The sequence below is a fragment of the Phyllobacterium ifriqiyense genome (genome assembly GCF_030817885.1).
Taxonomy (GTDB): Bacteria; Pseudomonadota; Alphaproteobacteria; order Rhizobiales; family Rhizobiaceae; genus Phyllobacterium; species Phyllobacterium ifriqiyense.
The window spans coordinates 2,969,519-2,991,589 of the sequence record NZ_JAUSZT010000003.1 but is presented as its reverse complement, the minus strand read 5'-3'; the positions used below and the strand labels follow the sequence as shown (position 1 = coordinate 2,991,589).

General features: G+C 54.1%; 21 protein-coding genes. 9 read left to right on the top strand and 12 right to left on the bottom strand.

What is annotated here, in order from left to right; all coding sequences use genetic code 11:
* Positions 1–17: 17 nt before the first annotated feature.
* From QFZ34_RS22210 to QFZ34_RS22200, 3 genes are all read right to left on the bottom strand, one after another.
* Positions 18–1,097 carry a YcjF family protein gene (locus QFZ34_RS22210; RefSeq protein WP_307285656.1) on the bottom strand — a complete coding sequence of 360 codons (1,080 nt, stop codon included), beginning with the start codon at positions 1,095–1,097 and terminating at the stop codon, positions 18–20.
* Positions 1,094–2,569, bottom strand: coding sequence for a YcjX family GTP-binding protein (locus tag QFZ34_RS22205; RefSeq protein ID WP_307285654.1), 1,476 nt, complete (start codon positions 2,567–2,569; stop codon positions 1,094–1,096). Before QFZ34_RS22205 ends, QFZ34_RS22210 begins: the two co-directional genes overlap by 4 nt.
* Positions 2,570–2,691: 122 nt before the next feature.
* Positions 2,692–3,207 carry a SixA phosphatase family protein gene (locus tag QFZ34_RS22200; RefSeq protein ID WP_307285650.1) on the bottom strand — a complete coding sequence of 172 codons (516 nt, stop codon included), beginning with the start codon at positions 3,205–3,207 and terminating at the stop codon, positions 2,692–2,694.
* 383 nt (positions 3,208–3,590) lie between these two features.
* Here QFZ34_RS22200 and dksA point away from each other — a divergent pair, with 383 nt between their 5' ends.
* Positions 3,591–4,007 (top strand): RNA polymerase-binding protein DksA, encoded by a 417-nt coding sequence (gene dksA / locus QFZ34_RS22195; protein ID WP_040854267.1) that lies wholly within the window; start codon positions 3,591–3,593, stop codon positions 4,005–4,007.
* A gap of 109 nt (positions 4,008–4,116) precedes the next feature.
* Here the strand turns inward: dksA and QFZ34_RS22190 are convergent, their stop codons facing one another.
* On the bottom strand, positions 4,117–5,223 hold the full coding sequence (locus tag QFZ34_RS22190; RefSeq protein WP_307285647.1) for a flagellar biosynthetic protein FliO: 1,107 nt from the start codon (positions 5,221–5,223) through the stop codon (positions 4,117–4,119).
* 310 nt (positions 5,224–5,533) lie between these two features.
* Here QFZ34_RS22190 and cckA point away from each other — a divergent pair, with 310 nt between their 5' ends.
* A complete protein-coding gene (gene cckA, locus QFZ34_RS22185) occupies positions 5,534–8,131 on the top strand; it encodes a cell cycle histidine kinase CckA (protein ID WP_307285644.1) in 2,598 nt (865 codons plus the stop codon).
* A 30-nt stretch (positions 8,132–8,161) separates the two neighbouring features.
* On the opposite strand, the gene QFZ34_RS22180 is transcribed toward cckA, so the two are convergent.
* Positions 8,162–9,652, bottom strand: coding sequence for an AbgT family transporter (locus tag QFZ34_RS22180; protein WP_307285641.1), 1,491 nt, complete (start codon positions 9,650–9,652; stop codon positions 8,162–8,164).
* Between the two features lie 34 nt (positions 9,653–9,686).
* Positions 9,687–10,844, bottom strand: coding sequence for a M20 metallopeptidase family protein (locus QFZ34_RS22175; protein WP_307285638.1), 1,158 nt, complete (start codon positions 10,842–10,844; stop codon positions 9,687–9,689).
* A gap of 127 nt (positions 10,845–10,971) precedes the next feature.
* On the opposite strand from QFZ34_RS22175, the gene QFZ34_RS22170 reads away from it, so the two are divergent.
* Together QFZ34_RS22170 and QFZ34_RS22165 are read left to right on the top strand one after the other, a co-directional pair.
* A complete protein-coding gene (locus QFZ34_RS22170; RefSeq protein WP_115052776.1) occupies positions 10,972–11,892 on the top strand; it encodes a LysR family transcriptional regulator in 921 nt (306 codons plus the stop codon).
* A 111-nt stretch (positions 11,893–12,003) separates the two neighbouring features.
* Positions 12,004–12,441 carry a VOC family protein gene (locus tag QFZ34_RS22165; RefSeq protein WP_115052777.1) on the top strand — a complete coding sequence of 146 codons (438 nt, stop codon included), beginning with the start codon at positions 12,004–12,006 and terminating at the stop codon, positions 12,439–12,441.
* Between the two features lie 50 nt (positions 12,442–12,491).
* On the opposite strand, the gene QFZ34_RS22160 is transcribed toward QFZ34_RS22165, so the two are convergent.
* Positions 12,492–13,925: an aminotransferase-like domain-containing protein gene (locus tag QFZ34_RS22160; RefSeq protein ID WP_307285632.1), complete on the bottom strand. Its 1,434-nt coding sequence runs from the start codon at positions 13,923–13,925 to the stop codon at positions 12,492–12,494.
* 92 nt (positions 13,926–14,017) lie between these two features.
* On the opposite strand from QFZ34_RS22160, the gene QFZ34_RS22155 reads away from it, so the two are divergent.
* Positions 14,018–14,245, top strand: coding sequence for a DUF1127 domain-containing protein (locus QFZ34_RS22155; RefSeq protein WP_307285629.1), 228 nt, complete (start codon positions 14,018–14,020; stop codon positions 14,243–14,245).
* A 238-nt stretch (positions 14,246–14,483) separates the two neighbouring features.
* Here the strand turns inward: QFZ34_RS22155 and purB are convergent, their stop codons facing one another.
* The 5 genes from purB to QFZ34_RS22130 form a co-directional block, all read right to left on the bottom strand.
* Positions 14,484–15,800, bottom strand: coding sequence for an adenylosuccinate lyase (gene purB / locus QFZ34_RS22150; protein ID WP_307285626.1), 1,317 nt, complete (start codon positions 15,798–15,800; stop codon positions 14,484–14,486).
* Positions 15,801–15,901: 101 nt separating this feature from the next.
* Positions 15,902–16,597, bottom strand: a complete 696-nt coding sequence (locus tag QFZ34_RS22145; RefSeq protein WP_307286587.1) for a DUF2259 domain-containing protein — start codon at positions 16,595–16,597, stop codon at positions 15,902–15,904.
* Between the two features lie 41 nt (positions 16,598–16,638).
* Positions 16,639–17,313, bottom strand: coding sequence for a ribulose-phosphate 3-epimerase (gene rpe, locus QFZ34_RS22140; protein WP_307285621.1), 675 nt, complete (start codon positions 17,311–17,313; stop codon positions 16,639–16,641).
* A gap of 63 nt (positions 17,314–17,376) precedes the next feature.
* Positions 17,377–18,384, bottom strand: coding sequence for a P1 family peptidase (locus QFZ34_RS22135; protein WP_307285618.1), 1,008 nt, complete (start codon positions 18,382–18,384; stop codon positions 17,377–17,379).
* Positions 18,384–19,466: a branched-chain amino acid ABC transporter substrate-binding protein gene (locus QFZ34_RS22130; protein WP_307285613.1), complete on the bottom strand. Its 1,083-nt coding sequence runs from the start codon at positions 19,464–19,466 to the stop codon at positions 18,384–18,386. Before QFZ34_RS22130 ends, QFZ34_RS22135 begins: the two co-directional genes overlap by 1 nt.
* A gap of 186 nt (positions 19,467–19,652) precedes the next feature.
* Here QFZ34_RS22130 and QFZ34_RS22125 point away from each other — a divergent pair, with 186 nt between their 5' ends.
* Genes QFZ34_RS22125 through QFZ34_RS22110 form a run of 4 tightly spaced genes read left to right on the top strand, consistent with a single transcriptional unit; the run spans position 19,653 to position 22,017 of the window.
* Positions 19,653–20,108: a flavin reductase gene (locus QFZ34_RS22125; protein ID WP_307286584.1), complete on the top strand. Its 456-nt coding sequence runs from the start codon at positions 19,653–19,655 to the stop codon at positions 20,106–20,108.
* A 51-nt stretch (positions 20,109–20,159) separates the two neighbouring features.
* Positions 20,160–20,438, top strand: coding sequence for an XdhC family protein (locus QFZ34_RS22120; protein ID WP_115053277.1), 279 nt, complete (start codon positions 20,160–20,162; stop codon positions 20,436–20,438).
* 2 nt (positions 20,439–20,440) lie between these two features.
* The gene (locus tag QFZ34_RS22115) at positions 20,441–21,142 is read left to right on the top strand and encodes an XdhC family protein (protein ID WP_307285610.1); all 702 of its coding nucleotides are present in this window, start codon (positions 20,441–20,443) and stop codon (positions 21,140–21,142) included.
* Positions 21,139–22,017 carry an alpha/beta hydrolase gene (locus tag QFZ34_RS22110; RefSeq protein ID WP_370878829.1) on the top strand — a complete coding sequence of 293 codons (879 nt, stop codon included), beginning with the start codon at positions 21,139–21,141 and terminating at the stop codon, positions 22,015–22,017. The genes QFZ34_RS22115 and QFZ34_RS22110 overlap by 4 nt, the downstream gene beginning before the upstream one ends.
* The last annotated feature ends 54 nt before the right edge of the window (positions 22,018–22,071 follow it).

Sequence of the window (22,071 nt, the reverse complement as noted above, 5' to 3'; positions counted from 1 at the left end):
ATGCTTCTATTGCCCGGTCAGGGCTTTTTAACACCGCCGATCCTTGCCAGATCGCCGATGAAATCACCAATTCCCGGTCGCTTTTCAGCGTTGAATGGGAAGGGCCGCACCAGATCCATCGCTGAAATGCCGATGCGAGCCGTCATCAAGCCATTGATCACACCTTCGCCAAGTCTCGCCGAAAGTCGCGCGGCAAGACCATGTCCGACCAGTTGCTGAATGATGCTGTCGCCCATTGCCACTGTTCCTGTCACGGCCAGGTGGGCGATGACATTGCGCGTGAGCTTAAGGAAGCCAAGCGTTCCCGGCCTGCCTCCATAGAGTTCAGATAGCCGCCGGATAAGCCGCGCTGATTCGAAAATGACATAGCCGATATCGACAAGCGCGCGGGGGCTGACAGCCGTGACAATCGAAACGCGCTTTGAGGCGGCAAGGATCATTTCGCGCGCCTGCCGGTCAAGCGGGCGCAGCAATTCGGTTTCCGTCAGGCGTATCAAATCGCGCCCATCGATCACATCATCACGCAAGTCGTGCAGAAGCGCGCGGCCCTTGGCGGTGGCGGGCAATGTTTCGGCGATGCTGACGAGCTTGGCCACAGCAGCCTTTGCCTGTACCGGATCATTTTCCATCGCCGCCTTGGCTGCCTCGTCACGCAAATGCTGCACTGAGGCGAGGCGGCGCAAGGCCAGTGTTTCGCGCACAATAATAGCGATTAGCGCCAAGGCACCGAGTATCGTGACCCCAAGCGCCACCCAGCCCAGCCATGGCGCATGTTCAAAAAGCGTGCGGATAAGATTGTCGGCCCAAAGGCCCAGCGCCAGCGATGCAAGCACCCCAATTGCGCCGGTAAAGACTGTGGCGAATGAAAACTCCTTTCTATTCGCCAGAGCTGGCGGCGGGGTCAGGGCATCCAGCTCATTGGCAGCCTCAGAATCAAGGTCAAACACATCGACCGCGGCGGGCGTTACAACAGCAATATCCTTGATCGCTGTTGGCCTGCGCTGTGCCGCTGGTGCTGCCTCGACAGCCTTTGCAGAGGCTTTTTCTTCCTCCGGCTGGTCCATGCGAAACGAAGCTGGCTTGCGTTTTTCACTCATGCGAGGCGATCTCCAATGAGGAATTGTATGGCCCGATCCAGCCTTATGTGCGGCAGTGAAAGCGTAAAGCCTTCTGCCGTTTTCTCCAATTTGGGAGGGCGGAAACGGACAAAGCGGATAGAAGGATCTTCAGATACTGATTCCGGTCCTTCAAATATTGAATCCGGTTTTTCCGGTAAGTCACCGGGAAATATGGCTGTTTCGGTTTTTCCGTCGAATTCCTCGCCGTCTATTGTCTCGCCTTTCAGCGGTGTCCCGACGATGACCGGCAATATGTCTTTGCCTTGGGTGACAGTTGCCTCGCGGGTTGTTCGCACAGCGGCCATTGCCAACACCTCGACGCTGGCGCTGGTAAAATCAGCGCGGCTTATCGCGCGATCGACAAGGCGGCGTACGATGGCCTGCAACCGGTCATGGCTCTCATGGTGCAAATGATCTGCCTTTGTTGCTGCAACAAGAATGCGGCTGATGCGCCGCTGTACGAGCCCGGTCAGAAAATTCGTGCTGCCGGGACGAAAACAGGAAAGGATTTCCGTCAATGCCCGTTCAAGATCGGCAACAGCGGAGGGACCGGCATTCATCGCCTGCATGGCATCCACCAGAACGATTTGCCGGTCCAGCCGCGCAATATGCTCGCGGAAGAACGGCTTTACCACGTGCGTCTTATAGGCTTCGTAGCGCCTTTCCATCATGGCGCCAAGCGAGCCGGACTTGTGTTTTTCCTGTCCCAATCCGGGTAAGGGCGCGAATGTCAGGGCGGGTGAGCCTTCCAGATCGCCGGGCATCAGGAAACGGCCCGGAGGCAGCGTGGAGAGTGCCCTTTCATCGGCCTTTCCCGCCTTCAGATAGGCGGTAAAGCTTTTTGCCAGTCTCTGCGCTGTCATTTCATCGGCATCGGCAGATGCATTTGCTGACGCTGCGGATTTGAGCCAATCTTCAGCCAGATCGCGCCTGCTTTCCAGTTGCGCCAATTCGAATGAATCCTGCGAGAACTCATTATAATTCTTGCCGAGTAGTGGCAGATCGAGCAGCCATTCGCCGGGGTAATCGACAATATCGACAGAAAGCTTGCCGCCGGAAAACATGCGTCCCCATGCGGATGCGGATTCATACTCGATTGTCAGGCGCAATTCGGAGATCGCCCGGGTTGAATCCGGCCAGATGCGGTCCTCAATCAATGCTTTCAGGTGGTCTTCATATTGAAATCGTGGAACGGCATCATCCGGTTGCTGCTCCAGATAGGCTTTGGCAATCCGGCCGGATTTCTGCGCTTCAAACAGCGGCAAGCGCCCGCCATGGATCAGATTGTGCACGAGCGCCGTGATGAAGACTGTTTTGCCTGCGCGGGAAAGCCCTGTCACGCCGATGCGGACGGAGGGGGAGGCTAAGGAAGTTGTACGCTCGGTCAGCGTATCCAGCGCAATTCTTGCCTCGTCGGCCCAACTCGTCAGTCCTGTGGTGAATGTTCCCAATCGACAATCCTATTGCGGCGTTCTTCTGCGACCCATTTGGGGGCTGCTTGTGTCAAACTCAAGGTACGTTGTTTTGCAGGATTGTTGTGCGAACCACGCGCAAAGTGTGTGCAATCCGAATCTCACAAATGCTCCGAGGGTGAAAAGAACTCCCGCAGCGTTCCTTTGCCGGGACGAATTTCCGCCAAGGGTTCCTCAAACTCGATCACCGCAAGACCGGCTGTGGGAAATCCGGAGACAAATGTCGGGTGCGTAGGGGGATCGCCACGACCAGACAGTGCCATGGCCACTTCCTCCATCATGGGGTTATGGCCCACCAGCATGACCGATTGGCTGCCCTCATGCTCCAGACCGGCCATACGAATGGCCATCAGATAGGTGTCTGGACCGCCGGAATATAGTTTTTCGAGTTCCTGTAATATAAAGGGTGGCTCCAACCCTACATATTCCAGCGTCTGGCGGGCGCGGATTGCAGTTGAACACAGCACGACATCCGGTTTCAGTTGTGCACGCTTCATCTCCAGCCCGAGGATTTTGGCCGCTTCCGTGCCATCCTTGTCCAGCGTACGGTCAAAATCCTTCTGACTCGGTGTTGGCCAGACCGCCTTGGCATGACGGAGAAGGTAGACGAGACTCATTTACTTATCTCCGTTCTGGAACAGGCTGGAAAGGTGCCATGCTTCACTCTTTGACGCAAATATCCGCTTTGGATCATGCGGCAAATGCACCATTTCTCAAATAAGTGTGCAAAACCTGCCTGCGAATATTCTGTGCGAGGTGCAATTTTGCGAGGCAAAGCGCAACCGCAAGTAGAGCTCTGAGGGTGAGAAATGCCAAGTTTTGGCCTTGTTTCCCTGCTCTGACGTCGCGAAAATTCCATTTATCCGGCTTAAATGCCACTATTTTAAGCGATTTCGCCCTGCTTCTTTATTGATTTGCTATGTCTTTTTGTAGTTGTGCGCTCATCGGACACGACCTATATAGGCCTCCTCGCGTCTAAAAGGTGCAGGGTGATTCAATGATGAATAAACTTATCGATCTTGACTATAAGCCCACGGATGACGAGCCCTTCATGAGTGATCGGCAGAAATCCTACTTTCGTGAAAAACTGATTGACTGGAAGAACGACATTTTGCGGGAAGCCCGCGAAACGCTCGAAATCCTACAGCAGGAAAATGCAAATCTGCCGGACATTGCTGATCGTGCTTCTTCAGAAACAGACCGCTCCATCGAGCTTCGGGCTCGTGATCGTCAGCGCAAGCTGATTTCAAAGATTGATGCAGCCTTGCAGCGCATCGATGATGGAACATATGGCTTCTGCGAAGAAACAGGCGATCCCATCAGCCTCAAGCGGCTTGATGCACGCCCAATCGCAACATTGTCCATCGAAGCTCAGGAACGTCACGAGCGACGCGAGAAAGTCTACCGCGACGATTGAGCTCAAGTTTTAAAAAAAGCCCGGGAAACCGGGCTTTTTTTATTTTTGTAGATTATTTCTGCGTGGTTCGAACCACGCAGATGCTCTTATGCAATCGGACCGTACTCCTCTAACGGTCCGGCCGCGACAGATCGCCGAGCAGGCGTTCCATCTCATCCTCGATATCGTCAGCCTTTTTCGGTTGCTCTTCCCTGTCGATCTCTTCACCGGGGGCGATATTGAGTTCGCTCGCCAATTCCGGATCGAAAGCGTCCGAAAAATCAGCGTCGCTTAGCGTGATCTCCGGCTCGGAAGTCTCCTCAGGCTCGATATTGTCGAGTGAAGGCTCGCGGTAGACCGCTTCATTGCGGGCGGCAAACGGGAATGCCGCGGCTGTGCTGGCTCTTTGTTCGCCGGAAAACTGCCTGACGGGTTCCGGCGCGTCGATTGGCGGCTCCGGTGCATCCACCACGGGCTCAGCCTTGCTTTCGCTGCCAAAAGACGGCGAAGCGGTGCGTTCCCAGCCATTGCTGGCGTCACGCACTGGCACTGTAATGGTGGGAGCCGCTTCTGCTGCAATTGCTGCTGCCGCAGCGACCGTCGGAGGCATATAGGGCAGTGGCCGTGCAGGCTCAGGCGTTGCTGTAATGGGCGGAATGGGTGCCATTGGCGGGATAGGAGGCAAAGGCGCCGTCGCTGGCTGCTGGCGCGGTTCAGGCGGCCTGACATCGCGAGGCGGCGTCGGCGGTGGCGCTGGCGTGCGCAGCGGTACTTGCGGCGCCTGTTGCAAGGGTGGTGCCGGCCGTGTCACTGGCGCGGTTGCCTGTGGTGCCGGAGAAACCGGCTCGGCGCGCGGCGGCTCAACCGGTTTGCGCTCTGTTTTTGGCTCAGGCTCGGGGGAAGCGGTTGCCGCAGGTTCAATACGCGAGGGCTGTTTGGCAAATTGCCGGATGTTCTGCTCGATGACGATATCGCTGGGCCCACCGATGAGGATCAGATGCTCGACATCATCGCGCCGCACGAGCACAAGCCGCCGGCGGTTGTCGACAGCAGCGGCATCGGTCACCGAGAGCCGAACCTGCCGGTTGCGCCCACCCGCCACGAATGTGCCGCCTGTTACCCGCCGCAACACGGCAAACACAAGCAAGAGCAGCGCAATGACCAGGGCAAACAGAAGAATGAATCCCACAATGGGGGCGGCAGTATCGCCGACGATAGTGGCAAGCCATGCATTCATGACAAACTCTCCTCTATAATATTCCACCAAGCCCGAAAACTTGTTCCCCGACACGGGCTTCGCAGCATAATTTCGCGTGACACTACAGAGTGGACTTCACAGTCGCAACCCTGATGATTTTAAAACAGTTTTACCCTATAAGGCGTGGAATAAAGCTTATCCGATAAAGGATAGGGTTTAACGCCGGTGAAAGATATGATCCAACCGATTCGAGAAGTATGACACAAGCAGCAGGCCAAACGGCAGCATGCTGGTTGGGCGATGAAAAAGGGGCCTGAGACATATGTCTCAAGAAGCGAATAGTAGACATATGTCTCGAGAAACGAATAGCGATCTTTATCCGGAACCGATCATCGCCAACACGAAATCGAACAGGGCAGGCTTGCGCCTGATCCTGCTGGGTATCGTGCTGGTCGGGATTTCCGTCCTCTATTTCATCTATCGCGACCAGCTCGGCCAGCAATTCCTGCTTGGCCTGCTTGGTTTGCTTGCCATGACCGGCGTTTTCTACCTGTTTGGCTCGGCCATTAATGTCATTCAGTTTACGCCACGCGGCACGAGTGATGAGCTGACCCGCGCCTTTGTCGATACTTACCCGGAAGGTACGGTCGTCTGCGACCAGAAGGGGCGTATTGTTTATGCCAATCGTGCCTATGCCGAGATGACGGGCGTAACGAGTTCGGATGATGTGCGCCCGATCGAACATATTCTTTCCGGTGAGCCAGCTGCATCCGATCCGATTTACCGCCTTGCCAATGGCTTGCGTGATGGAATTTCCGGACAGGAAGAGATTCGCCTGTCACGCCCGCTTGATCCATCGCGTGAACCGGTGCCGACTTGGTACCGCGTCAAGGCGCGCGCCGTTGCTGGCATTCCCGATCAGACCGCCCCTGTCTATGCCTGGCAGATTTCCGATATTTCCGCCGAGCGCGCCGAGCAGGAGCGCTATTTTCAGGATATTCAGGAGGCCATTGATCACCTCGATCATGCGCCCGCCGGTTTCTTTTCCGCCGATCCCGATGGCCGCATTATCTATATCAATGCGACGTTGGCCGAGTGGTTGGGCATTGATCTGACACGCTTCACACCCGGCTCCATGACCGTGCGCGAGATCGTAGCCGGCAATGGAATGGCGCTGATAAATGCAGTCAAGACGGAAGCGGGAACAAGCCGCAATACCGTTATCGATCTTGATCTGGAAAAGGCCAATGGCCAGAGTCTTGCCGTTCGCTTCTACCACCGGGTTCAGGCACAGCGCGACGGCAAGCGTGGTCCGACGCGCACAATAGTCCTTGATCGGGCCGAGGGCGAAGATACTTCGGCGGCGCTGCGTGCTGCGGAAGTAAGGTTCACGCGCTTTTTCAATTCCGCCTCTATGGCTATTGCCGCTGTCGATTCAACCGGCAAGATATTGCGCACCAATGCGCGTTTCCTTGGCCTTTTTGCTCCCGTGGTCGACCGGGATGATATTGACCGGCGCATCCCGCTGGAAACCGTGGTGCATGAACGTGACCGCGAGGCGTTTGATCGTGCATTGGCCTCAGCCTTTGCCGGAAAAGCAGAAATTTCTCCAGTCGATACGGTTATTCCGGGCAATGAGGACCGGCATTTGCGGTTCTACATCAGCCCCGTTTTCGATGCCGGTGGAGAGGATGGAGCTGAAGAGGCTGCCATTGTCTCCGTGGTTGAAACCACCGAGCAGAAGGCGCTTGAAGCCACCATGGCGCAAAGCCAGAAGATGCAGGCTGTCGGTCAGCTTGCAGGCGGCATCGCGCATGATTTCAACAATGTACTGACGGCAATCATCATGTCGTCCGATCTGCTTTTGACCAATCATCGCGCATCGGACCCATCCTTTGCCGACATTATGAACATCAAGCAGAATGCAAACCGCGCTGCCTCGCTGGTTCGTCAGCTACTGGCGTTCTCGCGCCGCCAGACATTGCGTCCCGAAGTTCTCAACCTCACGGACGTCATTGCCGATGTGCGGATGCTCTTGACGCGTCTTGCCGGCACGCAGGTCAACCTCAAGATCGAGCATGGCCGCGATCTTTGGCAGGTCAAGGCCGATCTTGGCCAGTTTGAGCAGGTCGTGGTTAATCTGACCGTTAATGCGCGTGATGCCATGCCTGAAGGCGGCGATTTGATCATCCGCACTCGCAATATGGGTGAGGTGGAAACGGCCCGCCTTAATTACCGCGATGTCGTGCCCGGCGATTATGTGGTGGTCGAGGTTGTCGATAGCGGCACAGGCATGACGCCTGAAACCATTGCCAAGATCTTCGAGCCTTTCTTCACCACCAAGGAAGTGGGCAAGGGCACAGGCCTTGGCCTTTCCATGGTCTATGGCATCATCAAGCAGACTGGCGGCTCCATCCATGCCGAATCCGAGCTTGGCAAGGGATCAACATTCCGCATCCTGCTGCCACGCTTCGTGGAAGGTGCCGAGCCGCAAATATTGAATGCCGAAGGCGAAGTCATTCAGATCGAAGCGCCGAAGAAAGAAAAGAAGCCCGAAAAGGCAACCGACCTTTCCGGCACTGCAACCGTGCTTCTGGTTGAAGATGAAGACGCCGTGCGGATGGGCGGCCTGCGCGCGCTTCAATCCCGTGGCTACACGGTGCATGAAGCGTCAAGCGGCGTTGAGGCGCTGGAGGTCATGAAAGAGCTGGATGGGAAGGTCGACATTGTTGTGTCTGACGTTGTCATGCCGGAGATGGATGGTCCGACCTTGTTGCGTGAACTGCGCAAGGATTACGGAGATATCAAGTTCATCTTCGTTTCCGGCTATGCGGAAGATGCCTTTGCCAAGAACCTGCCGGAAGATGCGAAATTCGGCTTCCTTCCGAAACCGTTCTCGCTGAAGCAACTGGCAACAGCGGTCAAGGAAATGCTGGAGAGCGAATAGCGTTTATTGCGATCCGCTCTCCGGGTTCGTTTATTTCGTGAACAGACCAACGCCCGGTGCCAGCGGAAGCCCGACTTCAATCCAGAAAACTAGGAAGGCTGTCCAGGCAACCAGGAATCCGATGGATATGGGCAGCGTCATCGCGGCCAATGTCCCGATGCCAGCATCTTTCTGGTAGCGCTGCAGGAAGGCAAGGCAGACCGCAAAATACGGGCTCATGGGCGAAATTACGTTGGTAGCGGAATCCGATATTCTGAAAGCCGCTTGCACCAGCGCTGGTTCCAGCCCCACCAGCATCATCATCGGCACGAATATTGGTGCCATCAGCGACCATTGAGCAGAGCCTGAGGTGATGAAAACGCTCATGACGGTCGCCAGCATGATGAAGGCAAGCACAAGGGGCGTACCGGCAAAACCGCTGGCATCAAGCACGTGCGAGCCGCTGATCGCGATCCATTCGCCAAGATTCGTCCATTTGAACCACGCAAGAAACTGCGAGATTGCGAAGAACAGCACCAATGTCGGCGCAAGGTCCTTCAACGCTTCTGACATCAGGGAAACCGCATCACGGGCATTCTTTATCTTGCCGACGGCTTTGCCGTATATCCAGCCGACAAGCAGGAAGAAGACGGCCAGCAGCGCGACAATGGCTTCAAGCAGCGGCGAGGGTACCAACCCCCCTGTCTCATTGCGCAGAGGCGAGGCGGCAGGCAAGGTAATGGCAACCACGACAATAACGAAAGCCAGTGCTGCCCAGCCTGCCAGCTTCAGGCCGCGCATCTCAGTTGCACCAATAGGTTCCAGATTGAGAACCACATCGCCGTGATATTTGCCAGCCAGCGGCTCGACAATCCGCTCAATGACGAATGTACCCACAAGCGAAAGCAGCAGGGCCGAACAGGCGATGAAGTAGTAATTGTCAAGCGGCGAGACATAGGCCTGCGGATTGATCGTATGAGCGGCGCTTGTCGTTATTCCTGAAAGTATCACGTCAACCGGCGTAATCAGCAAGCTTGCATCGTAGCCAGCACCCACTGCAACATAGCCCGTTACAGCGCCGACGAGCGGGTTGCGCCCCACAGCCTGAAAGATCATCGCTGACAGCGGGATCAATACGATATAGGCAGCATCGGAAGCGACATGGCTGCACATGCCGACGAGGAAAATGACGAATGTCGTCAACTGCCGGGGTGCTTTCATGACACTGATCTGCATCAGGCTGGCGATCAGTCCGGCACGGTCGGCAACGCCGATTGCCAGCATGATGACGAGGATCACGCCGAGCGGCGGGAACATGACATAGTTCTTGGCGATGGTGGTGAGGGCGAAGACGAGGCCTTCACCGGAAATGAGGCTTTGTACGAAAACCTCCTTGCCTGTTTTGGGATTGATGCCGCTCGCACCACCCATAGCCATCAGCCAGGATACTATGGCGACAACAACGCAGAGAATGAGAAAGAGAATGAATGGATGGGGCAAGCGATTGCCGGCCCGTTCAATAATGCTGAGAAATCGCTGCATGCGAATATCCTTCAATCAGAATGGAAGAAATAAATCAGCGCGGCGCAAGGCGTCGGGCTGCTATGGCCGTAAACATTCCCGCCGCCACGGGAAGTATTTCATCGCGGTAGTCGTAAAGCGGGTGGTGCAGATAGGCGCCGTCCTCGCCATTGCCGACGAAGAAGAAACAGCCGCGTATGCGTTCCAGATAGAATGCAAAGTCTTCCGCGCCCATGGTTGGAAGCATATCGATCCTGCCAGCCTTATCAGCGCCTACGGTATCTATGGCGGTTGCAATCACAAATTCAGTCTCCTCCGCATTGTTCACAACAGCGGGGATACGCATTTGCTGGCTAATCTTGGCTGTCGCATTATGCGCTTCGCAGATCTGCGCTACGACCAGCCGCAGTTCCTTGTCGATCACCGCATAGGCGGCGGGCGATCCGTCGCGTGTGTTGATGATCAGCGAGGCGTTGACGGGGATAATGTTGTGGCTGTTTCCACCGTGAAATTGTGTGACGGTGACCACGCCGGATTCGAGCGGCGAGAGGCGACGTGAGATCACGCTTTGCAGGCCCTGTACCACTGCGGTTCCCACGAAGATCGGATCGACAGCAAGATCGGGTCGCGACGCGTGTCCGCCTTTGCCGGAAATTGATATTTCATAGAGCGAACTACCGCCCATGGTTGGGCCGGATTTGGCAAAGACACGGCCAAGTGGATATCCCGGGCGGTTATGATAGCCATAAATGGCTTCCACGCCCGTCAATGCACCCGCTTCAATCATTCGGGCTGCCCCAAGCCCGCCTTCTTCAGCTGGCTGGAAAATGAGCTTTAGCTGGCCTGTAAACCGGTCAGCTGATTCCGCCAGTCCTTCGGCGGCCAGAAGCAGCGAGGCCGTGTGCCCGTCATGGCCGCAGGCATGCATCTTCCCATGGATTTTCGAGGCGTAGGGTAGTCCTGTTTCCTCGATGATGGGTAATGCGTCCATATCCGCGCGGAACGCGATTGTTGGGCCGGGACGACCAGTATCCAGAGTGGCGACAACACCCGTCTCGGCAAGGCCTGTAACAACATCATAACCCAACCTGCGAAGTCGGCTTGCCACCAGATCGGCAGTGCCATGCTCCTCATATTTCAGTTCAGGATTTGTATGAATGTAGTGCCGGGTTTCCGTTGCATATTTGATGGCTTCGATAGAAAACACGTTCATCGAGACTCCCAATTTAATGTTCCACACGGCCTGATTGACCTTTTTGACGTTGATATCAGCGTCACAAACATGCCACAATCGCTTTAATTCGTATAAACCATTGCCAAAATGGCAACGCAGGAACGCCATGCAAAGCACGTCACTTCGTTACTTTCTCGAGGTCGTAAAGTCGGGTTCAATTGCCGATGCATCCTACCGGCTTAATGTTGCAAGCTCTGCAATCAGCAGGCAAATTGCCAAGCTGGAGCGGGAATTGGGTGTCGAATTGTTCGAGAGACGGCCGCGCGGCATGGTTCCGAGCGCGGCGGGCGAGGTTTTGTCTGCTCATGCACGGCGAACCATGCTTGATGCTGAACGCGTCACCGCCGAGATCAAAGCATTGCAGGTGCCGGATCGGGGATTTGTGCGTCTGGCCAGCTATGAAGGCTTTGCCGTCGATATTCTTTCCGAAGCCATTGCCGAATTCCGTAAGCGCTTTCCCGGCGTAACCTTTCATCTGTGGGTTGGAAACTCGGTGGAAGTGGCGCAACTCATTCAAGACGGCGAAGCCGATATAGGTACGACCTTTAATCTGGCGCCGCCTCGCGGCGTAAAAATCGAGCAGGTTGTCCGCCGTCCGATGCACGCGTTGATTCCAAAACATCTCCCGCTTGCGAGCCTCGAATCCGTGACCATGACACAGACGCTGAACTATCCTGTTGCCTTGCCGGACAAGGGGCGAACACAGCGCCATCTGATCGATGCAGCTTTTGCCATGCAAGGGCTTGTCGTGGAGCCTGTCATGTCCACCAACTGCATTTCAGCCTTGCGACGCTTTTCTGACGCTGCCGACTGCATACACTTTACCAGTGCAATCCGTACGCCCGGGCGTACGGACATGGGGGACTTTATCGCTGTTCCAGTTGATGACGAGGTCATGACTGACAGCGTATTGCATATACTGACAATGGAGGATCGCACTTTGCCTGTCGCGGTCCGCGCTTTTCTCGACATGCTGTTGGATAATTTGCATCCCTCTGAGCGCGGAGAGACAGACAAGTTTGCCTGATGAGGGCGATTGAAAATCCTTGAATACTTATAGGCTTGCCCGCGAGCACTGTTGAATGACGTGTTCGTTGTTGGGCTGGACGGCACCTTGCAGATTGGGTAGCTTGGGCCCATGGCGCTCAAACGGATGGACAATGTAGGAATCGTCGTCGAGGACCTCGAAGAGACGATTGAATTCTTTACTGAGCTTGGCCTTGAGTTTGAAGGTCGGGCCACGATCGAAGGAGAATGGGCAGGGCGTGTGACAGGGCTCGGCGATCAGCACGTCGAGATTGCCATGATGCGTACGCCTGACGGGCACAGCCGGCTCGAATTATCCCGCTTCCTCGCACCCGCTGTTGTCGCGGACCACCGCAATGCTCCGGTAAACGCCTTGGGCTACCTTCGCGCCATGTTCACCGTGGATGACATCGATGAGACGCTTGAACGGCTCTATAAACGCGGCGCGCAGCTCGTAGGTGAAGTCGTGCAATATAAAGAGATATACCGGCTCTGCTACATACGCGGTCCTGAAGGACTTCTCATCGGACTAGCGCAAGAACTCAACTGAGCGCGCCTTTAAAGACCTTAATGAAAGCCATGCGAGTATCCCGCACGGCTTCACGAATAGCTGTCATAACTCGCATTATCCGTGTCCATCAGGCGGCGGACGATTGAAAACCCTTGGGTCAGTTCCTCACGGGTTGCAGGCACTGTTATCCCAAGCCGCACGCGATGAAAGGTCTTTTCCGTACGGCCGGGCTTGAATTCATCCTCGTCATCAATCAGCACGCCTTCATTGAGGGCGGCATTCTTGAATGTCGCAGAAAGCCAGGGATCGGGAAGTTTTACCCAGAGGAATGTTGCAAGCGGCTGTGAGTTGAAATCCAATCCCGCAAATATGCTGCGCGCAATTGCTTCACGAGCTTGGATCTCTTCGCAAACCTTGTTGCGGATTATATCCGCTTCACCTGAATTGACCAATTGTGCGCCAAGTTCCGCCATAGTGAACGGCATTCCGCCGGTAAGCATTTTATGGGCGGTGTAAACGCGGGTCGCCAGGTTTGGCGGGCATGCCACCCAGCCGCCGCGCACGCCAGCTGCGACCGATTTAGATAGGCCGCCGATGTAAAATGTGCGCTCGGGCGCCAGACGCGCGATGGCTGTAAGTTCACGCTTCATCACCGAACCATATAAATCATCTTCAATGATCCAGACATTATAGCGGCGTGCGATATCGGCAAATGCGTGGCGATAGTCCTCAGGCATGGTTGTCGCTGTAGGATTATGCAGTGACGGCATGAGGAAGACGAGTTTCGGGTGTTGTTGCGCACAAAGCCGCTCAAAATCGTCTGGTGTCGCATATCCGGCCTGTGTGTGCATGATGATGCTGCGTCGCCCCATGAGATTGACGCTGCGCGCGGCAGAACAATAGGTCAGATCCTCAAAAGCGATTTTGTCACCGGGGGCAGTGACCGCTGCAATGATCGCAAGAATTGCCGAATGGGCACCAAGTGTTGGCACGATTGATGCGGGCTCTGGCGCCCAATCTGCGGTTGAGAGCCATTTGCTTCCAGCCTCAAGCCAGCCTTGGGGCAGGGTGCGGGAATAGCTGGTTACCTCGCGGGGGTATTGTCGCACAATGTTTTGCAGCAACCGTTCTATCGACTCAGATTGGCCGACATCAATGGCAGCGGTCGAGTCGAGGCGGATATTACCCGGCTCAATAATTGCGCCGCGCGTTCCGCCAAAGGGTGTGGACTGATTTGAACGCTCCACCAGTGGAACATCCTTGTGGCTGGTGACATAGGTGCCACGCCCGACTTCTCCCGTGACCAATCCTCGTTCGCGAATGAGATTATAAGCGCGGCCCACCGTGCCGATCGTCACGCCAATATCGAAGGCGAGATTGCGTTGCGGCGGCAGCTTGGTGCCGGGCGGAAGAACCCCTTGCGCTATGTCGGATTCAATCCGGTTTGCCAGCCGCATATAGAGCGGGCCGCGGCGTTGTTGGGGTTCAATGTCAGTTTCGAGGTTCGGAAGCCAATTTGTCATGGTGACAATGAATATATTGCGATTCAAACGGAGTCAATTCATTAGAGTATCGAACAATGTTCGAGTCAATTTCGACTTGAAAGGTGATAAAAATGAGTACAATTGACACAATTGATGCCTGTTGCAAGACAAACGAGTTCGTTGAGCCGCGCCATAGCCTATTCCATCGGGTTTCGGCAGCGCTCAACTGGTTCAGCTTGGCTATGATGAAGCGGAGAACCCGCATTCATCTCAGTGAACTGACTGATGATCAACTTCGGGATATCGGCATTTCAAAACGCGAAGCTCGCCGCGAAGTTGAACGGTCCTTTTGGGATTGAAGGCCATGATGGTTGAGCGCTCGTCTTGTCCAATTCTTGGCTTGAATGAAAAAGAGGAATTGAACGATCGTTCAATTCCTCTTTTTTGTTATTTTCAGTATTTATGCCGTTTTTGCTAGCCAAAAGGCCTTTTTCCACCAGTCAAATTGAAATTCTTCCGGGATATTGCGCGAGATTTCTGAAATCTTGCTGAAGAATGGGCAAATTTTGCTGCATTTTTTCAATCGGAAGCTTCAATTTAGTTGTTGTTGGTTGAGCCAAACACCCGGTTAAAAATCGTATCGACATGTTTCGTATGATAGCCGAGGTCAAACTTCTCGCGAATGACTTCCTCCGGAAGAGAAGCTCGAACATCAGCATCGGCCAGCAGTTCTTCAAGGAAATCTGCGCCGTGTTCCCACACTTTCATCGCATTGCGTTGGACGAGGCGATAGGAGTCTTCACGCGAAACGCCGGCCTGCGTCAGCGCAAGCAATACGCGCTGAGAATGAATCAGGCCACGGAATTTATTCATGTTTTTCAACATGTTATCTGGATAGACCAGCAGCTTTTCGATCACGCCAACCATGCGGGCCAAGGCGAAATCCAGGGTGATTGTCGCATCCGGACCGATCATGCGCTCAACCGATGAGTGTGAAATATCGCGTTCGTGCCAAAGCGCCACATTTTCCATTGCAGGAAGTGCGAAGGCGCGAACCATGCGGGCGAGGCCGGTCATGTTCTCGGTTAGAACCGGGTTCCGCTTGTGCGGCATGGCCGAAGAGCCTTTTTGTCCGGGTGAAAAATACTCTTCCGCTTCCAATACTTCCGTGCGTTGCAAATGGCGTATTTCGACCGACAAACGCTCAACCGAAGAAGCAATTACACCCAAGGTTGCAAAATACATGGCGTGACGGTCGCGCGGAATAACCTGCGTGGAAACTGGTTCTGCCTGCATTCCCAATGCTTTAGCCACGTGTTCTTCGACGCGTGGGTCGATATTGGCGAAAGTTCCGACAGCGCCGGAAATGGCGCAGGTTGCAATCTCCCCACGGGCAGCCACCAGTCTGTTGCGGCATCTTTCGAATTCCGCATAAGCCTGAGCCAGCTTTACGCCGAAGGTTGTCGGTTCGGCGTGAATGCCGTGGCTGCGACCGATCGTGACTGTATCCTTGTGCTCGAAAGCGCGAACTTTCAAGGCTGCCAATAGCCGATCCAGGTCATCCAGAAGGATATCGCTGGCACGCATGAGTTGCACATTGAAGCAGGTGTCGAGAACGTCAGATGAGGTCATTCCTTGGTGCACGAAACGCGCATCCGGTCCGACGATTTCGGACAAATGTGTAAGGAAAGCAATGACATCGTGCTTTGTCTCGCGCTCGATTTCATCGATGCGATCAATGTCGAATGTCGCCGCGCCGCCTTTTTCCCAGATCGTTTTTGCAGCTTCTTTCGGGATCACGCCCAGCTCGGCAAGTGCGTCGCAGGCGTGTGCCTCGATTTCAAACCAGATACGGAATTTTGTCTCGGGAGACCAGATTGCGACCATCTCGGGCCGCGAATAGCGCGGGATCATATGTTTTCCTGTCGGCGGGTGTGTCTTGGATTTCTGTGCGGTCTATCAGACCGGGGCGCATCACTCAATGCCAGTTTGCGGCTGGCATCGGTTGGTGTGGATTATCGCTGTTTCGTCACCGCCAGCCATCTGTAGTCAGGGCCCTCAAAACCAACGTCGCGAACCGAAATCATGACAGCGACAACGGGCTTGCCATTGTCTGGATAAAAGGTCTGGACGGCGCCGATACTATAGCCGAGAGGGCAACCGCGACTGGTGGGAATAGCTTGGTCTTCATGTAATAATTCGGGCTTGGCGTCAGGCTTATCCTCAGCAAGCGTAAGCCGGAACCCTTTGATTTCACCCATTTTATTGCATGTTTCACTGGCGGGGGCAGGGATCTCCTGAAGTGTAATTGTCAGGCTGGTATCGAGTGCCGGAAAGACCGGTCTTGGGTTGACGATCACCTTGAATGGATCGGAAAAAAGCTCTGTTACAGGATTGAATGCAACCGTATGACCAGCGTTTTTGCGTAGCTCGGTATCAGGCAAAGATGTCAGATTTTGACCGTCCTGTTCCGCCTTGCTGCGAGCCTTTTCGACGGACGAATTCTCGTCGTCCAGCCTTATACGTACCGGCGTTTTTGCAAGAAATTTGTCAGTGGCTGTGTCGATATAGAACCGGTTTGTATATGGAAAGCCCGAGCCATCCTGTATGCCATATTCTTCAAAGGCGAAAATGCCGCCATCTTTGGAAAAACCAATAATATCAAGCTTTGCTGCATCGCCAGCCTGAGCCAGGTTTGGCATCGTAACCATTACGGCCAACAGACTCAATCTCGATAATTGGCGGTATTGCATTACGATCCCTTTTTAATCGAGCTCCGTATCAGGTCGATATTAGCTTTATAATGCGCTTCTGTCCCGCCTTTATAAACTGCTGAACCTGCAACAAGCGCATTGGCTCCGGCGGCGACCGCCAATGGCGCTGTTTCTGCCGTAATACCGCCATCGACTTCGATATCGATAGGCCGGCCGCCTATCATCGTTTTGATTTTCCTCAATTTATCCTGCATTTCAGCGATAAATTTCTGCCCGCCAAAGCCCGGATTGACAGTCATCACCAGGATTAGATCAACATTATCGAGAACATATTCGATTGCGGATTCGGGCGTAGCGGGGTTGATCGCAACGCCAGCTTTTTTCCCAAAGGTGCGAATGGCTTGTAAGGAACGATGCAAATGTGGTCCTGCTTCCGCGTGAACCGTAATGATATCTGAACCCGCCTTGGCAAAGGCTTCAATATATGGGTCGCATGGGGCGATCATCAAATGCGTGTCGAACACCGCATCGGTCAGAGGCCGGATCGCTTTCACAACATCCGGGCCGAAGGTGATATTGGGCACGAAATGTCCGTCCATGACATCAATATGTATCCAGTCTGCACCAGCGTTCAGCACGGAGGTTATCTCTGAGCCAAGCTTGGAAAAATCCGATGCCAGAATGGACGGGGCGATAACGAGCGGACGGCTCATGGTAGTCTCCGGATAGGGAAATGGTTGGCGCGGATCTATCATGTGCAGCTTTACCGCACAAGCTTAGCTCAGAGAACGCCAGACAGGGTGGGGATCATTATCGGCCGGGGTGGCGGCATAGACACCGCGTGCCACAGCCCTCGCCATTGTGGAGGCAGCGGTTGCACAAAGTTCAATGAACTCCCCGATTTCCGGCGCTCTGCCCGCTGTTCCTGTAGCAAGAGCGAAGATAAGATCGCCATCGAACGGTGTATGGGATGGCCATATCGCGCGGGAAAAACCATCATGAGCGGCTATAGCCAAACGCTTGGCCTGAGCTTTGGTAAGTATGAGGTCTGTGGCAATGACGCCGATTGTTGTGTTGGCGTTGTGTTCTGCATCACTGAATTTCGTACGGATATCAGCGGCTTCGCCGGGGAGAGGATAGGGCAGGCCAAGGCCTCCGAATTCCTCGGCAATTTCAAATGGAGAAGCCCAGAAATGCCGTGTATTTCCGACGGTAACCATGCCTAGCGCATTGACGGCAACAAGAGCACCGATGGTTGTTCCGTTGTCCAGTGCAGCCGATGCTGAGCCCAAACCACCTTTCAGCCCGGCAACTGTTGCTCCTGTTCCGGCGCCCATCGTGCCAAGAGCAAAGTCCCTCGAAGCAGAATGCACGGCGTCATATCCCATTTCGCGATAAGGTGGATACCGGCCCCAATTCTTGTCGCCGCCATTGAGCATATCGAAAAGGATTGCTCCAGGAACAATGGGTATCCTTTGAGTGCCGACTTCAAAACCCACTTCCATTTCGCGCAACGCCGCTTGAACACCCGATGCGGCATCAAGTCCGAAAGCCGAGCCGCCAGACAAAACAAGTGCGTTAATAGCTTCAACCGTATTATGCGGCTCCAGCAAATCCGTTTCACGCGTGCCAGGCGCTCCGCCAAGTATTTGGACTGCTGCTGTTGCCGGTGTGTCGCAAAGTATGACGGTGCAGCCGGACTTCACATGTTCGCTTGAAGCATTGCCAACCTTAAGGCCGCCAACATCGGTAATGAGATTGAGAGCTCCGGCCCGCAGTGCCATTAATTGGTCTCCGGAACAAATTGTTTTCCATCGTATTTTTGCAAGCGATAAGTGTCGGCAATACGTTCGCCCGCAGCATCGAACTGCACAGGTCCGAGCGCTGTTTCAAAAGTAGTTTTGCGGAGCAGCTCGTTAATTGAACCCGCCTGGGACTTTGCGGCTTGCAGCACGTCCAAAGCAACTTCTCCGGCGGCATAGGCAGCGATCGTATAGCCCTCTGGAACCTTGCCTGCGAGCTCAATGGCGTTCTTGGCGGCGCGAGCGCTCTCCAATGTTTGCGGTGCACGGGGCGCGATCATGAGCGTACCCACTGCAAGGTCATTTTCATGGCCTAAGGCGTTTAGCGCCTCACTTCCGATAATCGTCAAGGGGTAATCCAATATCGCGGCGCTACGACCAATTGCTGCGACATCATCACGTTCCCCACCAACGAACACCTGAGTGGCACCAGCGCGTTTGAGGCGTCCGACGAGGGCATTCTGATTGTCGAGGCCCGGCCTGTACGTATCTGAAAATACCGGCTTTAGGCCTTTCTCTTCAAGCCGCGCACGAATACCGGAGGTTAGCTCACGCCCGAAGATTGTTCCGTCATCAATTATGGCAAAGGGCGTGGAACGCCAACGGTCAGAAAGTATGGCGCTGGTTTCGTTCACTTCATTCCGGTTTGAAGGAGCAAGCCTAAAAACAGGATAACGTTGGTCGGTTCGTAGCTCCGTCAGCGTTTGCGAACGTATAGCTGGCGTGATGATTGCGATACCTTTTTGACCAAGAATGGGCAAAGCGGCCTCAAGCGCTTCTGTACATAGAAATCCCACGACAATCAGCACATCCGATTGAAGCAGTTGTTTCGCAGCCTCAGCGCCGCCCGTTGCCGTACAAGTGTCGTCAGCGGTTACTATTGATGCCCCTTGCCCGCTTTTGTCTGATGCGATTGCTATTGCAGCGCCGTCCACCAACTGATTGCCCAAGCGCGAAAACGTGCCCGAGATTGGCGCGACAACACCAATTTTGTCTTCGGCATACGCGGTAGTGCAGAAAACCAAGCCAAGGGCGAAGGTTGTCGCGCGGATCAGTAAAGTCATCGAAAAATTGCCGTTTCCTCGTATCTGTAACCAATAGCCTGTTTTCGGTAACTGTTTCCTTCACTTAGTGCAATCCGACCCTATATAAATGATACATCTTGCGGTAGTGATGCGAGGACAAATGGAAAAAGTACTGTGTTTATCGCCAAAGACCAGAAGATAGAGCCCCTCGCGTTTCGCAATGCGATGAGCCATTTTGCTGAAGCCGTCCATATCCTGACCACTGATGGCCCAGCCGGGCGTCGCGGCGTAACAATATCGGCTGTCTGTTCGGTATCTGACGACCCTGCGACCATGCTCGTTTGCCTAAACCGCAAGCATGAGTTCAATCATCTCTTTATCGAAAATCAGGTCTTCGCCTTGAATACGCTGTCTTATAGGCAGCAAGCGCTGTCGGAAGCGTTTTCAGGCAAGGGTGATCTCTCACAGGCTGACAGATTCGCACTTGGAAACTGGCATACGGCGCAAACTGGCGCCCCCGTATTGGTAGATGCGCTTGCAAGTTTCGATTGTCGGATTATCGATACCCATGAAGTCGCCACCCACTACGTCATTTATGGCAAAGTGACCGCTATCAATATGGGCGATTATGAAAACTCGCTAGTCTACCTCAACCGTGGCTATCATCGCGTTGGAGAATAGGCCGTGGTTCTACAACAACCGCCAGATCCGCTAATCATTGCCGAACGCTGGATGCTGGAAGGCCGGGATGTTGCAATAGCCACGGTCATAGAGACATGGGGATCGTCACCGCGCCAGGCAGGAAGTCAGTTGGTTATTGATAACTCGGGGAATTTTGAAGGTTCCGTGTCCGGAGGATGCGTTGAAGCTGCCGTGATCGCAGAAGCTGCCGATGTGATCCGCCACGGTAAACCGGCTATGCTTGAATTTGGAGTTGCCGATGAAACCGCTTGGAAAGTGGGACTGTCGTGTGGTGGACGGATCAAAGTTTACGTTGAGCGCCTGGGCTAACTATGGATCCCTTTTGCCTGAAGAAACTCAATAAAGAGCGGCTTGAACGTCGCGCCGCAATTCTCTTGACTGACCTCACAGATGGGCGCGATCGGGTAGTAAAAGAAACGGACCCTGTAGCTGGTAAATTGGGCGAGGCCATCAGGAAAGCATTTTTGACAGGGCAATCTGGCGTTATCGAGATCGACGGCAGCTCTTTTTTTCTGAACGTCTATCTGCCGTCACCGCGCCTCGTTGTCATAGGTGCCGTTCATATCAGCGAAGCACTTGCTCCAATGGCAAAGGCCGCTGGTTACGAGATGGAGATCATCGACCCCCGATCCGCATTCGCGACACCAGAGCGCTTTCCAGATGTGGCGGTCTATGCCGACTGGCCGCATGACGTGCTGCTCGAACGCCCTCTTGATAGCTATTGCGCCATGGCGGTTTTATCACATGATCCAAAGATTGATGATCCGGCATTGGAAATGGCCCTGAAAGCCGGGTGTTTTTATATCGGAGCCCTTGGTAGCCGCACCACTCATGCAAAACGCATTGAACGATTGAAATCGCTGGGATTTAATGACGATCATACAAGCCTGATCAATGCCCCGATCGGTCTGGATATCGGTGCTGTTGGCCCGCAGGAGATTGCAGTTGCGATCATCGGGGGTGTAATCAAGGCGTTTCGCGCTCGCGACAATCTAGGCAAGGATGGAAATTGAACAAGCTCGGTTTTTTGGCGGCATTGATCATTATATTTTTTTGCGGCCCAGCGTCAGCAGCTCAAATCGCTCCATATAAGGATAGTTTATTTGCCTATCCGGAAATTTTGAAAACAGGTGACAACGGCGATTATGTCGTCATCAATTACAATGAAATGCGCGATATTAACGGGCGCGACCAAATCCCGGAGCGGCGTGTCAAGCAGACCTATCTGTCAATGCAGCCCAAACGTACGCAGAAGGATCTGACGGTTACCACAGATGCCGGTGCGATGAAGGTTATGACGGTTGGCAAAGCTACCGGCGGTGCCTCATTTATAGTGATCTATCTCCATGGTCAGGGCGGCAACCGTCAACAAGGGATGAACGACTACACTTTTGGGGGTAATTTCAATCGCCTCAAGAACCTGCTGAACGAGAATGACGGGCTGTATCTTTCTCCGGATTTTAGCGATTTCGGGGAAAAGGGCGCGAACGAAATTTCAAGTCTCATCAGCTATTTTAAAGCTCAATCACCCAGAGCGAAGCTGATCGTCGCCTGCGGTTCGATGGGAGGGCAGTTGTGTTGGCGTTTGACAAACGACACTGCGGCTTCCAAAAACATATCTGGTTTGATCTTGCTCGGTTCGTTATGGGACGACGAGTTTTTTAGTTCTGCGGCTTTTAAACGCCGACTTCCCGTATTTTTCGGCCACGGGAGTCGTGATCCTGTGTTTTCGATCAGCAATCAAGAGGCATTCTATCGGAAAATTCGGGCGCAGGGGTCCGCGTATCCGGTGAAATTTCACAGATTTGAGAGTGGTAATCACGGGACACCTATTCGCATGACCGATTGGCGACTGGTGTTGAATTGGATGCTATCCATTCCCTCCTGAATGAATGTTGCAATAAAGTCCCATTGTGGCAGTTGTGCCACTCGACAATTGTTA

What these genes read in the sequence shown, in the direction of transcription:
- QFZ34_RS22210 (WP_307285656.1), bottom strand. Translation starts at nt 1,097, where the DNA reads ATGAGTGAAAAACGCAAGCCAGCTTCGTTTCGCATGGACCAGCCGGAG.
- QFZ34_RS22200 (WP_307285650.1), bottom strand. Translation starts at nt 3,207, where the DNA reads ATGAGTCTCGTCTACCTTCTCCGTCATGCCAAGGCGGTCTGGCCAACA.
- dksA (WP_040854267.1), top strand. Translation starts at nt 3,591, where the DNA reads ATGAATAAACTTATCGATCTTGACTATAAGCCCACGGATGACGAGCCC.
- QFZ34_RS22190 (WP_307285647.1), bottom strand. Translation starts at nt 5,223, where the DNA reads ATGAATGCATGGCTTGCCACTATCGTCGGCGATACTGCCGCCCCCATT.
- cckA (WP_307285644.1), top strand. Translation starts at nt 5,534, where the DNA reads ATGTCTCGAGAAACGAATAGCGATCTTTATCCGGAACCGATCATCGCC.
- QFZ34_RS22180 (WP_307285641.1), bottom strand. Translation starts at nt 9,652, where the DNA reads ATGCAGCGATTTCTCAGCATTATTGAACGGGCCGGCAATCGCTTGCCC.
- QFZ34_RS22175 (WP_307285638.1), bottom strand. Translation starts at nt 10,844, where the DNA reads ATGAACGTGTTTTCTATCGAAGCCATCAAATATGCAACGGAAACCCGG.
- QFZ34_RS22170 (WP_115052776.1), top strand. Translation starts at nt 10,972, where the DNA reads ATGCAAAGCACGTCACTTCGTTACTTTCTCGAGGTCGTAAAGTCGGGT.
- QFZ34_RS22165 (WP_115052777.1), top strand. Translation starts at nt 12,004, where the DNA reads ATGGCGCTCAAACGGATGGACAATGTAGGAATCGTCGTCGAGGACCTC.
- QFZ34_RS22160 (WP_307285632.1), bottom strand. Translation starts at nt 13,925, where the DNA reads ATGACAAATTGGCTTCCGAACCTCGAAACTGACATTGAACCCCAACAA.
- QFZ34_RS22155 (WP_307285629.1), top strand. Translation starts at nt 14,018, where the DNA reads ATGAGTACAATTGACACAATTGATGCCTGTTGCAAGACAAACGAGTTC.
- purB (WP_307285626.1), bottom strand. Translation starts at nt 15,800, where the DNA reads ATGATCCCGCGCTATTCGCGGCCCGAGATGGTCGCAATCTGGTCTCCC.
- QFZ34_RS22145 (WP_307286587.1), bottom strand. Translation starts at nt 16,597, where the DNA reads ATGGTTACGATGCCAAACCTGGCTCAGGCTGGCGATGCAGCAAAGCTT.
- rpe (WP_307285621.1), bottom strand. Translation starts at nt 17,313, where the DNA reads ATGAGCCGTCCGCTCGTTATCGCCCCGTCCATTCTGGCATCGGATTTT.
- QFZ34_RS22135 (WP_307285618.1), bottom strand. Translation starts at nt 18,384, where the DNA reads ATGGCACTGCGGGCCGGAGCTCTCAATCTCATTACCGATGTTGGCGGC.
- QFZ34_RS22130 (WP_307285613.1), bottom strand. Translation starts at nt 19,466, where the DNA reads ATGACTTTACTGATCCGCGCGACAACCTTCGCCCTTGGCTTGGTTTTC.
- QFZ34_RS22125 (WP_307286584.1), top strand. Translation starts at nt 19,653, where the DNA reads ATGAGCCATTTTGCTGAAGCCGTCCATATCCTGACCACTGATGGCCCA.
- QFZ34_RS22120 (WP_115053277.1), top strand. Translation starts at nt 20,160, where the DNA reads ATGCTGGAAGGCCGGGATGTTGCAATAGCCACGGTCATAGAGACATGG.
- QFZ34_RS22115 (WP_307285610.1), top strand. Translation starts at nt 20,441, where the DNA reads ATGGATCCCTTTTGCCTGAAGAAACTCAATAAAGAGCGGCTTGAACGT.